This window comes from Bacillus sp. AF23, from assembly GCF_020861455.1.
GTDB lineage: Bacteria > Bacillota > Bacilli > Bacillales > Bacillaceae > Bacillus > Bacillus halotolerans.
The window spans coordinates 176808-189713 of sequence record NZ_JAJHVY010000015.1 but is presented as its reverse complement, the minus strand read 5'-3'; the positions used below and the strand labels follow the sequence as shown (position 1 = coordinate 189713).

Genomic DNA, 12906 nt, shown 5'->3' with positions numbered 1-12906 from the left:
AACATGAAGGAGGAAATAAAATGACTTTATGGGTTGGCATCCTAGTGGGCGTTGTTGCACTGCTCATAGGTGTTGCACTCGGGTTTTTTATTGCTCGTAAATATATGATGAGCTACCTTAAAAAGAATCCGCCTATTAATGAACAAATGTTACGCATGATGATGATGCAAATGGGAATGAAACCTTCTCAAAAGAAAATCAATCAAATGATGAAAGCCATGAATAATCAAACGAAATAATACGTAAAGATTATGATATAAAGAAACATGGTTATAAAATAAAAAACCCTTTATCGGGTTTTTTATTTTGCAATCATTCATCACCCGCTACTGCTCGAAGGCGCTGCTTTTGATATTGTATGAGAAGATGGTCAAGCTCCTGACTGAGTTCTATCGTAATATGAGATGTCATTCCGTTCGCCATGACAATTTGCAGCAGCTCTGCTCTTTTTTTTTCAATTTCATTTAATAGATGCTCTCTAATCACAGGGATGTATCCTTTCATACATTAGATCTTCAAAAGTGAATGTTTATATTATATCCATATTTATACTAATTTTCAAATGAGAAGGAGTACAATGTCTCAATGTCAAATTAAATTATATAAGTTTTTTTTGAAAATAGAAATCCTTCGAGTGAAAGTGTTAAAAAAATGAAATGATTTTGTCATAACTTGAAGGAATGTCAAATCATGAAGGGATGAAGACATGGGAGATGTGAATTATTTTCTGACATTCGGCGCGGGATTTTTATCATTTATTTCGCCTTGCTGCTTGCCGCTTTATCCGGCTTTCCTGTCATATATTACAGGAGTCAGCATGGATGATGTGAAAACAGAGAAACTATTGCTGCAAAAAAGAAGCTTGGCCCATACGCTGTTTTTTTTGCTGGGCTTTTCAGTGATTTTTATAGCTTTAGGATATGGAACATCTTTTATTGGAACCCTGTTTAGGGATTATCATGATGCCATTCGGCAAGTTGGCGCTTTGCTCATTATTCTGTTCGGTTTTATTACGATTGGCGTGTTTCGGCCTGAGGTTATCATGAAAGAACGCAGAGTCCATTTTAAGCATAGGCCAAGCGGTTTTTTCGGTTCCGTTTTAATCGGTATGGCTTTTGCGGCCGGCTGGACGCCTTGCACCGGTCCCATTTTGGGGGCTGTTATCACATTAGCAGGTACTAATCCTGGCTCAGCGATACCGTATATGATGCTATATGTTCTCGGATTTGCCGTTCCGTTTGTATTATTGTCGTTCTTCATCACGAAACTGAAGTGGATCAGGAAGAATCAGCTTTTGATCATGAAAGCGGGCGGTGTACTTATGATTGTTATTGGGGTCCTGCTATTTTTTGACTGGATGAACTTGATCATTATTTTGCTGTCGGATCTTTTTGGAGGATTTACAGGTTTCTGACTGTTAAATTACTTTTGCACTACTACTAATCCTTTTGTTTTTGGTACAATAATACTATTACCTGAGGAATTCGATTTTTGGAGGGGAATATGACAAGAGTTTTAGTTGTAGACGACGCCAAGTTCATGAGAGTAAAAATCAGAGAGATCTTGGAAGAGGCAAATTACATAATAGCAGGCGAGGCGGCGGACGGCGAGCAAGCGGCAGACCTGTATAAAAAACTTCGGCCGGACTTAGTGACAATGGATATTACGATGCCGGTGAAAAACGGCATTAAGGCGCTCCGTGAGATCATATCCTTTGACCCTAAAGCAAAGATCATCATGTGTACCGCAATGCGCCAGCAAAGAATTGTTACGGAAGCCATTGAACTTGGGGCCAAAGATTTTATTGTCAAACCGTTTGAGGAGTCCAAAGTATTAGAAGCTGTCAACCGCGTTATGGGAAATTGATAGTCATTTCTTTTCAAAATGGTTTTTTTTATTGTTTTGGAGTATAGTATATAGTGTCAACACTCCGAGAAAACAAAGGAATGATAAGTATGATGATTATAGTTTCATCAATTGTTGCTGTTTTAATGGCTGCAGCTGTGATGGTGGTCAGAATTAAGTCTTCCGATAAGCCCGTTTCACCGAAAAAAATCATTCTCCCGCCGATTTTTATGAGTACGGGGGCGTTAATGTTTTTATTTCCGGTTTTTTGGGTAACGGGTGAAGAGTTCTTAGAAGCGATCACTTTAGGCGTGATTTTCTCTATTTTTCTTATAAAAACTTCAAAGTTTGAAATTAAAAATAATGAAATTTACATGAAACGCTCTAAGGCATTTGTCTTTATATTAGTCGGCCTTTTAGTGATCAGAATTGTGATGAAATCAATTTTAAGCACATCGGTTGATTACGGCGCACTGAGCGGAATGTTTTGGATTCTGGCTTTCGGTATGATTGTGCCGTGGAGAATCGCCATGTATCTGTCATACCGAAAACTTCAAAGCGAGCTGCAGTCAGCAGACATTCAAATGAATTAAAAAACCTTTCCTCCTTGCGGGAAAGGTTTTTTATTTAAGAAGGGCCTGATAAGGTTCAATATCGATTTTCTTGTCTCGTAGATGTTTCTTTAAAAAGGTATGGTCTCTTTTCGGAGTAGCCAGAATATAACCTTTGATAATAAGCCGCTGATCAATTGCGGCTGCGTTTTCTTTTAATGCCAGCTCTCCGATTTTTCCGGCAATTTTTGCTCGAGCTATATCTCTGAACAGCTCCGGAACAGGTGTGACCAATTCATCGAGAAATTGTTTGTTTTCATTGCTCCATAGATGTCTGCTATTTTCAATATAGTAATCCTGCCAATCCAGCTCAGATTTGCCGTCCTCTTTTGGTAAACGCTTTAAAAACTTTCGAAACATAAAAAAACCGCCGATTGATAACAAGACAATCATCGTGATCACCCAAAACAGAATAAACCACAAAAACCAGCCTCCCAGCATCAATCATTCCCCCTTATACTAACCATATTGTATATGAAGAAAGAATAGAAGAACAATGTTTAAAAAAAATAGAAAAAACTGATAGACGTCTAGTCAAAAGAGATGATAGATCATATTCTATTGTATAGTGAATCTGCTATTTGGCCATGGGAGAGTCACTAGAGGGTATTTGACGATAAATGGACGGAAAAAAGTCACTTTCATTATAGGGGATGAAAGTGACTTTTGATTTTAGCTGAGAGGGAATTGAAGAGAAAAAGAAGAGCCATCATTCGTCTCTTTATTGACGGCAACTGTGAGAATTTGATTTTCGCATTCAGTCTCAATCGACTTGTCATTCAAATAAAAAGGAAGCATCATTTGTTTTTCAAGAGTCTGTTCTGAGGATTTAACCGTCAGGATGAACTCACATCCGGACAAGGTAATTGTGATTTGTGTCGGCTGTATAGACGACAGATCTGCTTCAATAATATATTGCTGACTTGTTTCATATAGATCAATAGGTAATGTTTCGTCGTACCAGGCGAACGGATCTTCAAAAAATTGCCGAAGCCATTCCTCCATACCATCGAAATCATTAGCATCGTTTCGTTTTGAATGGGTCATGGAAGCATTCCTCCATATATCAACCTTGCTTTAGCTTATGCAGTTGGTCAGAAATGGGTGAACGCATAAAAAAACAGACACTAAGGTCTGCTTTTATTACATATCATGGCTGGAATTGTGCTTTTGTCTTGTGTGATTTCTGTTTTTTACTTTCTTGCTTCCGCTGAGGGGTTCCGGCTGACCCGGATTGTGTCCTTTAGGAGCGTTTTTATGCATATCTTTACTTGTATTTTTATTGGTCATAAAATGAGACCTCCTTAAAAGAGTTCAACGTTATTGATTGGTTTTTCTTTTTTTGTTATTTTGGCGTTCTGCTTCAGTCAGTACAAGCTGATCGTTTTCTACATAGCCGGCGCCTTTGCCTTGGCTTTTCGCGTCATTCATCCCATTTATTACGTGATTTGCTTTTCGTTTGACCATCATTATCACCTCAATCATAATATGGCTTCTTTCAATGAGGAATATGAGAGAGTGCAGACAGTAAAATTTCCCGCTTTTTTGCCCTGATAAGCCGATCTTATTGTATTTAATAAAAACATTGATATTTACTTATGTATGATTTTGTTTTAATATGAAATTGTGAGAAAATTGTGATGGAATGTAATGTTCATCTGAGAATGAACTGATCTGAAGGGGGATTTTGGAGAATGGCAAACGAGCAAAAAACTGCAGCACAAGACGTTTTCCAAGCGAGAAAATCGTTTACTACAAATGGGAAAACTTATCATTACTACTCTTTGAAAGCATTGGAAGATTTGGGGATCGGGAATGTGTCGAAGCTTCCTTATTCCATTAAAGTTCTTTTAGAATCTGTATTGCGTCAAGTTGACGGATTCGTTATCAAAAAAGAACACGTGGAAAATTTGGCAAAATGGGGAACTGCCGAGTTAAAGGAAATCGATGTTCCGTTTAAACCATCTCGCGTTATTTTACAAGATTTCACTGGGGTACCGGCAGTAGTTGACCTTGCTTCATTACGTAAAGCAATGGCAGCTGTCGGCGGAGATCCTGACAAAATCAACCCTGAGATTCCTGTTGACCTTGTCATCGACCACTCTGTACAGGTTGATAAAGCGGGCACAGAAGATGCTCTGGCTATTAATATGGACTTGGAATTCGAAAGAAATGCAGAGCGTTACAAATTTTTAAGCTGGGCAAAGAAAGCGTTTAATAACTACCAGGCAGTACCGCCGGCAACAGGTATCGTTCACCAGGTAAACCTTGAGTTCTTGGCAAGTGTTGTCCACGCAGTCGAAGAAGACGGGGAACTGATTACGTATCCTGATACGCTGGTAGGAACCGACTCGCATACAACAATGATTAACGGAATCGGTGTTCTCGGCTGGGGTGTCGGCGGAATTGAAGCGGAAGCCGGAATGCTTGGGCAGCCTTCTTATTTCCCTGTTCCTGAGGTAATCGGCGCGAAACTCGTCGGAAAGCTTCCGAACGGAACAACAGCCACTGACTTGGCGTTAAAAGTGACACAAGTACTGCGTGAAAAAGGCGTAGTCGGTAAATTTGTTGAGTTCTTCGGACCGGGAGTTGCTGAACTGCCGCTGGCAGACCGTGCGACAATCGCCAACATGGCTCCGGAATACGGTGCAACATGCGGCTTCTTCCCTGTAGATGAAGAAGCTCTAAATTATCTGCGTCTGACAGGCCGCGATGCTGAACATATTGACGTAGTAGAAGCATACTGCAGAAGCAACGGCTTGTTCTACACTCCAGATGTAGAAGACCCGCAATTTACTGATGTCGTCGAAATTGATTTGTCTAAAATTGAAGCAAACCTTTCCGGTCCAAAGCGTCCTCAGGATTTGATTCCGCTTTCTGCTATGCAGGAAACGTTTAAAAAACACTTAGTCAGCCCTGCGGGTAACCAAGGATTCGGATTAAACGCCGAAGAGGAAGACAAAGAAATTAAATTTAAATTGCTTAACGGCGAAGAAACAGTCATGAAAACGGGTGCAATCGCTATTGCTGCGATTACAAGCTGTACAAATACATCTAACCCGTACGTCTTAATCGGCGCCGGCCTTGTGGCGAAAAAAGCGGTTGAATTAGGACTCAAAGTGCCTAACTACGTGAAAACATCACTTGCACCGGGTTCTAAGGTTGTTACAGGATATCTTGTTAATTCAGGCCTTCTTCCATACATGAAAGAGCTTGGTTTTAACCTCGTTGGATACGGATGTACAACATGTATCGGAAACTCAGGTCCGCTTTCACCGGAAATTGAAGAAGCAGTTGCGAAAAATGACCTGTTGATTACGTCTGTTCTTTCTGGAAACCGTAACTTCGAAGGACGTATTCATCCGCTTGTGAAAGGTAACTATCTTGCTTCTCCGCCGCTTGTAGTAGCTTATGCGCTGGCTGGAACAGTGAACATTAACCTGAAGACGGATCCGATCGGTGTCGGAAAAGACGGACAAAAAGTGTACTTCAACGATATTTGGCCGTCAATGGACGAAATTAATTCACTTGTTAAACAAACTGTTACACCGGAGCTCTTCCGCAAGGAGTACGAAACAGTATTCGATGACAACAAACGCTGGAATGAGATAGAGACAACAGATGAAGCGCTGTATAAATGGGATAATGAGTCAACTTATATCCAAAACCCGCCATTCTTCGAAGAAATGTCAGTTGAACCAGGTAAGGTTGAACCTTTAAAAGGCCTTCGTGTTGTCGGTAAATTCGGTGATTCAGTCACGACCGATCATATCTCTCCTGCAGGGGCAATCGGAAAAGATACACCTGCCGGAAAATACTTGCAAGCAAAAGGTGTGTCACCTCGTGACTTTAACTCCTACGGTTCCCGCCGCGGAAACCATGAGGTTATGATGAGAGGAACATTTGCAAACATCCGCATCAAAAACCAAATTGCGCCGGGCACAGAAGGCGGATTTACAACGTACTGGCCGACTGGTGAAGTGACATCAATCTATGATGCCTGCATGAAATATAAAGAAGATAAAACAGGCCTTGCCATCTTAGCGGGCAAAGATTATGGTATGGGATCTTCCCGTGACTGGGCTGCAAAAGGAACAAACCTGCTCGGCATTAGAACTGTCATTGCTGAGAGCTTTGAAAGAATCCACAGAAGTAACCTGGTATTCATGGGTGTGCTCCCGCTTCAATTTAAACAAGGTGAAAATGCGGATACACTCGGCTTAAGCGGTAAAGAAGTGATCGAGGTGGATGTTGATGAAAGCGTACGCCCTCGTGATATCGTTACAGTAAGAGCAATTGATGAAGACGGAAATGTAAAAACATTTGAAGCACTTGTGCGCTTCGATAGTGAAGTTGAAATTGATTATTACCGCCATGGCGGAATTCTGCAAATGGTGCTTCGCGAAAAAATGAAGCAATCATAATGTATGAAGAAGAGAAGGCACTCTGCTTTCTCTTCTTTTTATGAGATCAGATAGCTCCGGGGGTGACATTATGCTGAAAAAATGGGTGGCAGGAATCCTGTTGATTGGGCTTGCCGGATACATGTGCTGGAACGTCTATCAGCAATTTAGCAAAAAAGAAATAGGCATTGAAGAGGGACAGCAAGCGCCTGACTTCAATCTGAAAACGCTATCAGGAGAAAGGGCCTCTTTATCAGACGTTAAAGGCAAAAAAGTTCTGCTTAACTTCTGGGCAACTTGGTGCAAACCGTGCCGACAGGAAATGCCGGCTATGGAGGAACTGCAAAAGGAGCACTCAGATGTAGCGGTTATTGCAGTTAATTTTACTTCAGCTGAGAAAAGCGAGAAACAGGTGCAAAACTTTGCTGATACGTATCATTTAACCTTCCCCATTTTGATTGATAAAAAAGGAATTAATGCTGACTATAATGTGTTTTCATACCCAACTACGTATATTTTAGATGAAAAAGGCGTGATTCAAGACATACATATCGGGACCATGACAAAAAAAGAGATGAAAGAAAAACTGGATCTTCATTAGATTCAGTTTTTTTATGTGCAAACATGCTTACAAATTTTCAGAATTGGAAAAAATAAAAGAATACGCGGAGGTGAGAAGAGTGAAGAAGATGAGAAAACGTTCTTTTCATGAGCTCGTCATGGAAAACAAAAAAGAGCTGATGACGAATACGGAATATTTAAATCAGCTTGAGGAAAAGCTTGAACAGCGATTTAAGCAAAAATAACCTTTAATTTGTATTCATGTTTGCCCCTCCTTTTGAGAATCCTATTTGTTGAGGAGGGATAAACATGGGAAACAACAAGAAAAACGGTCAGCCTCAATATGCTCCAAGCCACTTGGGTACGAAGCCTGTTAAATATAAACGCAATAAAGGGGAAAAAATGCACGATACTTCTGGTCAGCAGCCAATTATCATGCAGACGAAAGGCGAATAGCGCCGGATTGATTTTATACTAGGAGGTTCATCCCAATGACAAAAAACCAAAATCAATATCAGCAGCCTAATCCTGACGACCGTTCCGACAACGTAGAGAAACTGCAGGATATGGTCCAAAATACGATCGAAAATATAGAAGAAGCAGAAGAATCAATGGAGTTTGCTTCAGGAGAAGATAAGCAGCGCATCAAAGAAAAAAACGCAAGACGGGAAGAGAGCATCGAAGCATTTCGCAATGAAATTCAAGACGAATCCGAAGCGAGAGAAAACGGATACCGTTCGTAAAACCAGGGAAACCTGGTTTTTTTCTTTCTGATTTGGATGTGGTAAAATGGGGCTAAACTGATTAAGGGAGCAGAGTATCTTGCATGTATCAAAAACAGAAATAGAAGTGCGTTACGCCGAAACAGATCAAATGGGGATCGTGTATCATGCGAATTATCTTGTTTGGATGGAGGTCGGAAGGACGGCACTCATTAAAGACCTAGGCTTTTTGTATAGTGATATGGAAAAGAAAGGCGTGCTTTCTCCAGTCGTTGATATCAATATTTCCTACAAAAAACCCCTCCATTATGGAGAAACTGCGGTGGTGCACACATGGATTGAGGAATACAACGGCTTTAAAACCATATATGGCTACCATATTTATAATCCGGCTGGTGAGCTATCAATTGAAGCGAAATCATCTCATATTTGTGTGGATAAAGAAAGTTTTAAACCGATTCAGTTTCGTAAGGCTTTCCCCGATTGGCACGCAGCATATGAAAAGGCCAAAAAATAGGGAAGTGAATGACATATGGCATTTGGCGTGAAACGGGAGGAAGTTAACCGATGGAAGAAGGCAGTCAAAAGAGGGGAAATCGCTTTTTTAACACATTATTGGCTGGATGACCGTTTCCCGGAATCTAAAACCGTGACAAAAGCAGGCTGTGCAGATATTGATAAGCTGGTTCAATGGGGTGCGGCGTACGGTTTGAAGGAAGAATGGATACATAAAAAAAGCGAATTTCCCCACTTTGATCTTTTGGGCGAGACGCAAAAATATATCTTAGAACAAGAAAAGCTGACCGACCATCTCACACGTTTTCATTTATAAAAAAAGAACGCATAGGATATGCGTTCTTTTTCTTAATGGTATTCAAATACAGGCTCATCAGCAGACTCTGAATAGCTGACGAGAAGATCATGGTTGTCAAAGTACCAAAGATCACTTTCCTCAATAAAGAAGGTGATGCCGCCGACTTCTGCCGTGACTCCTGCTTCTTGAGGAGCATCTTTCGCCACTCCGAGAGAAAAGCCTTTTTGAACGTTGCTGCAGCCGCCATAGCGGACGAAAAATCGAACTTGGTCTCCGTTTTGTAAATCAAGCTCTTCTTTATACCAGTTCAGCGCGTCTTCGTTAACTGTCATATTCATAACAGGACCCCCTTTTCCCTTTGTTATCATTTGATTTTCTCTATTATAAACGTATAACGCTATCTCGTGTCAAAATAGAAGTTTTTTAAACATTTATAACCATTTGACTTTAGGTTCTGTTTTATTGATAATTCGTTTGATATTCGCCCGGTGCCTGTATATTACAAAAACAGTGAGCAGCGTGACGACAATCAATAAATACTTATCATGTACAAAGAGACTATATATGACAGTATATATCCCTGTTAACATTGATGACAGAGAGACAAATTTAGTCAAGTATAAAAAGATGAAAAAGACCGCAACCATTGTAATGAATAACAGAGGTGCATAAAACAGCAAGACGCCTCCCGAAGTTGCTACGGCTTTGCCGCCTTTAAATTTGGCGAACACAGGAAACACATGGCCAAGAACCGCTATGACTCCCGCAAGGAGCGGATGAATATCAACATGCATGAGGTAAGGCAATGCAGCTGCCAGTGTCCCTTTTAAAATATCTCCGGCTATGACAACCGAACCAGCTTTTACGCCCAGTGTACGGAACGCGTTGGTAGCGCCTAAGTTTCCGCTTCCATGCTCCCGAATATCAATTCCCTTGGCAAGCTTACCTACGATTAAGCCAGATGGAATACTGCCTATCAAGTAGGCCAAAATAATCAATAAAGCAATTAACATCTACATTTCTCCTTTTTCAATGTCCCTAATCTCTATTTTAACATGAGATGTCATGATCTGATGATAAGTTTTTTTGTAAAGTTTGCTTACAAATTTAATCAGCCATACATCATGTTTTGATTTCTTCCTTTTCGGTCGTGTAGAATAAACAAAAAGGAGTGGTCTATCATGCAAAACCCTTCAAAAGCGGAAATCAAAGAAATTCTTGATGAAAGTAAGAGAATAGCGGTAGTCGGGCTTTCAGACCGTCCCGATAGAACATCGTATATGGTATCAAAAGCGATGCAGGATGCGGGATACGAAATCATACCAGTAAATCCGACGATCGAAGAGGCGCTTGGTGTAAAAGCCGTATCATCGTTAAAAGAAATTGACGGTCCGATTGATATCGTGAATGTATTCAGACGTTCAGAACAGCTTCCTGATGTCGCTAAAGAGTTTCTGGAGACAGATGCCCCGGTATTTTGGGCGCAGCAAGGCCTGGTGAACGAAGAGGCTTATCAGATGCTGAAGGAAGATGGCAGAACGGTCATCATGGATCTGTGCATAAAAGTGGCACACGCTGTAACAAAATAGGTGCAGAGCTGCAAAAATCCTTGTGAATTCAAGGATTTTTGCTTTTTCATGTAAAGATATTGTTTGCGAATTACTGTGAAACAGATACAATAAAGCTTGAACAGCTTTTTTTGAATGCCTTGCTAAGCTTGGTTCCGGCCGTTCGATTTGCGAAGGTCCGCTGCTTTATATATAATAAACAAACATACGTTCTCATCTCGGAAAAACAGCACTTTTGGATGTTTTACGGAATGATTCGTTAGCTGTATGTTGAGAATGGGATGACATTGGTTATAATGAAGAGTCCAAGGCAGAAGCGCACCGGGGCAAGGATTATGAAAAATACTTTTATACAATTGACAAGTAACAATGAAAAAGAGAATGTTAGTTTTTTGAAAGGGGTTTGTACGTTTGGCTAGAAAACAGCAATTTGATTACAACGAAGATGCCATACAGGTGCTGGAAGGCCTTGAAGCCGTAAGGAAAAGGCCGGGTATGTATATTGGCTCAACCGACGCGAGAGGCTTGCATCACTTGGTTTATGAAATTGTAGATAACTCCGTCGATGAGGTACTTGCCGGCCATGGAGATCACATTATCGTTAAAATACATAAAGACAACAGTATTTCTGTACAGGATAGAGGCCGCGGCATGCCGACTGGAATGCATAAACTCGGCAAACCAACCCCTGAGGTCATTTTAACGGTGCTTCACGCAGGCGGAAAATTCGGTCAAGGCGGTTATAAGACAAGCGGAGGGCTTCACGGCGTCGGCGCGTCTGTCGTGAATGCTTTATCTGAATGGCTGACGGTTACGATTGAGCGGGACGGCTTCGTCTATCAGCAGCGTTTTGAAAACGGAGGTAAACCGGTCACATCTCTCGAAAAGATTGGCAAAACGAAAAAGACAGGCACACTTACTCACTTTAAGCCTGATCCGACAATGTTCAGCACAACAACTTATAATTTTGAAACGCTTTCTGAACGCTTACGGGAATCAGCGTTTTTATTAAAAGGATTAAAAATTGAACTGATTGACGAGCGGAACGGCCAGCGTGAAGTCTTTTATTATGAGAACGGAATAGAAGCGTTTGTTGCTTACTTAAATGAGGAAAAAGATGCCCTGTCTGAAGTGGTCTCGTTTGAAGGAGAGCATCATTCCATCGAAGTGGATTTTGCGTTTCAGTTTAACGACGGCTATTCAGAAAATATCCTGTCGTTTGTTAACAACGTCAGAACAAAAGACGGCGGAACTCATGAGTCAGGTGCAAAGACAGCGATGACGAGAGCCTTTAATGAATATGCGAGAAAAGTGGCTTTGCTGAAAGAAAAGGATAAAAACCTGGAAGGCACAGATATAAGGGAAGGGCTTTCAGCTATTATCTCTGTCCGTATTCCTGAAGAACTTCTTCAATTTGAAGGACAAACAAAAGGAAAACTCGGCACAAGCGAAGCAAGATCTGCTGTAGACGCAATCGTATCAGAACAGCTTGCTTACTTTTTAGAGGAAAATCGGGACACCGCTACTCTTCTTGTGAAAAAAGCAATAAAGGCGAGCCAGGCGCGAGAAGCGGCACGTAAAGCCCGGGAAGAAGCCAGAAGCGGCAAAAAACGAAAAAAATCAGAAGCGACATTAAGCGGTAAGCTGACACCTGCGGGTTCAAGAAATCCGGCAAAAAATGAATTGTATCTCGTTGAGGGTGACTCTGCGGGCGGATCAGCAAAGCAGGGAAGAGACCGCAGATTCCAAGCGGTTCTGCCATTGCGCGGTAAAGTCATTAACACGGAAAAAGCAAAGCTTGCTGATATCTTTAAAAACGAAGAGATTAATACGATCATTCATGCCATCGGCGGAGGTGTCGGGGCTGATTTTTCAGTCGACGACATTAACTACGATAAAATCATCATTATGACGGATGCCGATACTGACGGCGCTCATATTCAAGTGCTGCTTTTAACCTTTTTCTATCGCTATATGAAGCCGCTCATTGAGAATGGAAAGGTATTCATTGCTCTGCCTCCTTTATATAAGGTCAGCAAAGGAAGCGGGAAAAAAGAAATCATTGAATATGCATGGTCTGATGAAGAGATGGATGGAGTACTGAAAAAAGTCGGCAAGGGCTACACAATCCAGCGATACAAGGGTCTTGGTGAGATGAACGCGGATCAGCTGTGGGAAACGACGATGAATCCGGAGTCCCGTACGCTTGTAAGGGTCAAAATTGACGACGCGGCACGTGTTGAGAGACGCGTGACGACATTGATGGGCGATAAAGTAGAGCCGCGCAGAAAGTGGATTGAGAAAAACGTAGCTTTCGGCTTGGATGAAGAAAGCAATATTTTAGAAAATGAAAACTTATCGGTCGCTGAGGAGGTTTAATGA

At 41.3% G+C, this 12906-nt stretch carries 20 protein-coding genes; 13 read left to right on the top strand and 7 right to left on the bottom strand.

The window, feature by feature from the left end:
* Nucleotides 1-20 precede the first annotated feature (20 nt).
* The gene (locus LNN34_RS06420; RefSeq protein ID WP_003221221.1) at nt 21-239 is read left to right on the top strand and encodes a YneF family protein; all 219 of its coding nucleotides are present in this window, start codon (nt 21-23) and stop codon (nt 237-239) included.
* Nucleotides 240-312: 73 nt separating this feature from the next.
* On the opposite strand, the gene ynzD is transcribed toward LNN34_RS06420, so the two are convergent.
* Nucleotides 313-486, bottom strand: coding sequence for an aspartyl-phosphate phosphatase YnzD (ynzD, locus tag LNN34_RS06415; protein WP_024121579.1), 174 nt, complete (start codon nt 484-486; stop codon nt 313-315).
* A gap of 220 nt (nt 487-706) precedes the next feature.
* On the opposite strand from ynzD, the gene LNN34_RS06410 reads away from it, so the two are divergent.
* The 3 genes from LNN34_RS06410 to LNN34_RS06400 all read left to right on the top strand — a co-directional run bounded on the left by LNN34_RS06410 (nt 707) and on the right by LNN34_RS06400 (nt 2438).
* Nucleotides 707-1414 (top strand): cytochrome c biogenesis protein CcdA, encoded by a 708-nt coding sequence (locus tag LNN34_RS06410; RefSeq protein WP_044155730.1) that lies wholly within the window; start codon nt 707-709, stop codon nt 1412-1414.
* Nucleotides 1415-1503: 89 nt separating this feature from the next.
* Complete coding sequence (locus LNN34_RS06405) at nt 1504-1866, top strand: response regulator (protein WP_010334411.1); 363 nt, start codon at nt 1504-1506, stop codon at nt 1864-1866.
* A gap of 80 nt (nt 1867-1946) precedes the next feature.
* A complete protein-coding gene (locus tag LNN34_RS06400; RefSeq protein ID WP_082687905.1) occupies nt 1947-2438 on the top strand; it encodes a CcdC family protein in 492 nt (163 codons plus the stop codon).
* 30 nt (nt 2439-2468) lie between these two features.
* Here the strand turns inward: LNN34_RS06400 and LNN34_RS06395 are convergent, their stop codons facing one another.
* From LNN34_RS06395 to sspO, 4 genes are all read right to left on the bottom strand, one after another.
* Complete coding sequence (locus LNN34_RS06395; protein ID WP_044155728.1) at nt 2469-2897, bottom strand: DUF2621 domain-containing protein; 429 nt, start codon at nt 2895-2897, stop codon at nt 2469-2471.
* A 231-nt stretch (nt 2898-3128) separates the two neighbouring features.
* A complete protein-coding gene (cotM, locus tag LNN34_RS06390) occupies nt 3129-3521 on the bottom strand; it encodes an outer spore coat protein CotM (protein ID WP_095713925.1) in 393 nt (130 codons plus the stop codon).
* A 78-nt stretch (nt 3522-3599) separates the two neighbouring features.
* Nucleotides 3600-3746, bottom strand: coding sequence for a small acid-soluble spore protein P (locus tag LNN34_RS06385; protein ID WP_003221237.1), 147 nt, complete (start codon nt 3744-3746; stop codon nt 3600-3602).
* Nucleotides 3747-3776: 30 nt separating this feature from the next.
* Nucleotides 3777-3923 carry an acid-soluble spore protein SspO gene (gene sspO / locus LNN34_RS06380; RefSeq protein WP_003221239.1) on the bottom strand — a complete coding sequence of 49 codons (147 nt, stop codon included), beginning with the start codon at nt 3921-3923 and terminating at the stop codon, nt 3777-3779.
* A gap of 227 nt (nt 3924-4150) precedes the next feature.
* Between sspO and acnA the strand changes: the two genes are divergently transcribed.
* From acnA to LNN34_RS06345, 7 genes are all read left to right on the top strand, one after another.
* The gene (gene acnA / locus LNN34_RS06375) at nt 4151-6880 is read left to right on the top strand and encodes an aconitate hydratase AcnA (RefSeq protein WP_059335690.1); all 2730 of its coding nucleotides are present in this window, start codon (nt 4151-4153) and stop codon (nt 6878-6880) included.
* A 70-nt stretch (nt 6881-6950) separates the two neighbouring features.
* Nucleotides 6951-7460, top strand: a complete 510-nt coding sequence (locus LNN34_RS06370) for a redoxin domain-containing protein (RefSeq protein WP_059335689.1) — start codon at nt 6951-6953, stop codon at nt 7458-7460.
* A gap of 79 nt (nt 7461-7539) precedes the next feature.
* On the top strand, nt 7540-7665 hold the full coding sequence (locus tag LNN34_RS06365) for an FbpB family small basic protein (RefSeq protein ID WP_003244964.1): 126 nt from the start codon (nt 7540-7542) through the stop codon (nt 7663-7665).
* Nucleotides 7666-7729: 64 nt separating this feature from the next.
* Nucleotides 7730-7876, top strand: coding sequence for an acid-soluble spore protein SspN (sspN, locus tag LNN34_RS06360; RefSeq protein ID WP_024121586.1), 147 nt, complete (start codon nt 7730-7732; stop codon nt 7874-7876).
* 35 nt (nt 7877-7911) lie between these two features.
* The gene (tlp, locus tag LNN34_RS06355; protein WP_024121587.1) at nt 7912-8163 is read left to right on the top strand and encodes a small acid-soluble spore protein Tlp; all 252 of its coding nucleotides are present in this window, start codon (nt 7912-7914) and stop codon (nt 8161-8163) included.
* A 79-nt stretch (nt 8164-8242) separates the two neighbouring features.
* Complete coding sequence (locus tag LNN34_RS06350) at nt 8243-8659, top strand: YbgC/FadM family acyl-CoA thioesterase (protein ID WP_010334419.1); 417 nt, start codon at nt 8243-8245, stop codon at nt 8657-8659.
* 15 nt (nt 8660-8674) lie between these two features.
* Nucleotides 8675-8974 (top strand): hypothetical protein, encoded by a 300-nt coding sequence (locus tag LNN34_RS06345; protein ID WP_024121589.1) that lies wholly within the window; start codon nt 8675-8677, stop codon nt 8972-8974.
* A gap of 32 nt (nt 8975-9006) precedes the next feature.
* Here LNN34_RS06345 and LNN34_RS06340 read toward each other — a convergent pair whose 3' ends face one another.
* Nucleotides 9007-9294: a HesB/YadR/YfhF family protein gene (locus LNN34_RS06340; protein ID WP_024121590.1), complete on the bottom strand. Its 288-nt coding sequence runs from the start codon at nt 9292-9294 to the stop codon at nt 9007-9009.
* A gap of 93 nt (nt 9295-9387) precedes the next feature.
* Nucleotides 9388-9969, bottom strand: a complete 582-nt coding sequence (gene plsY / locus LNN34_RS06335) for a glycerol-3-phosphate 1-O-acyltransferase PlsY (protein ID WP_024121591.1) — start codon at nt 9967-9969, stop codon at nt 9388-9390.
* 168 nt (nt 9970-10137) lie between these two features.
* Here plsY and LNN34_RS06330 point away from each other — a divergent pair, with 168 nt between their 5' ends.
* Both LNN34_RS06330 and parE read left to right on the top strand, forming a co-directional pair.
* Nucleotides 10138-10545, top strand: a complete 408-nt coding sequence (locus LNN34_RS06330; RefSeq protein ID WP_202657099.1) for a CoA-binding protein — start codon at nt 10138-10140, stop codon at nt 10543-10545.
* A 390-nt stretch (nt 10546-10935) separates the two neighbouring features.
* Nucleotides 10936-12903, top strand: coding sequence for a DNA topoisomerase IV subunit B (gene parE / locus LNN34_RS06325; protein ID WP_198098466.1), 1968 nt, complete (start codon nt 10936-10938; stop codon nt 12901-12903).
* The last annotated feature ends 3 nt before the right edge of the window (nt 12904-12906 follow it).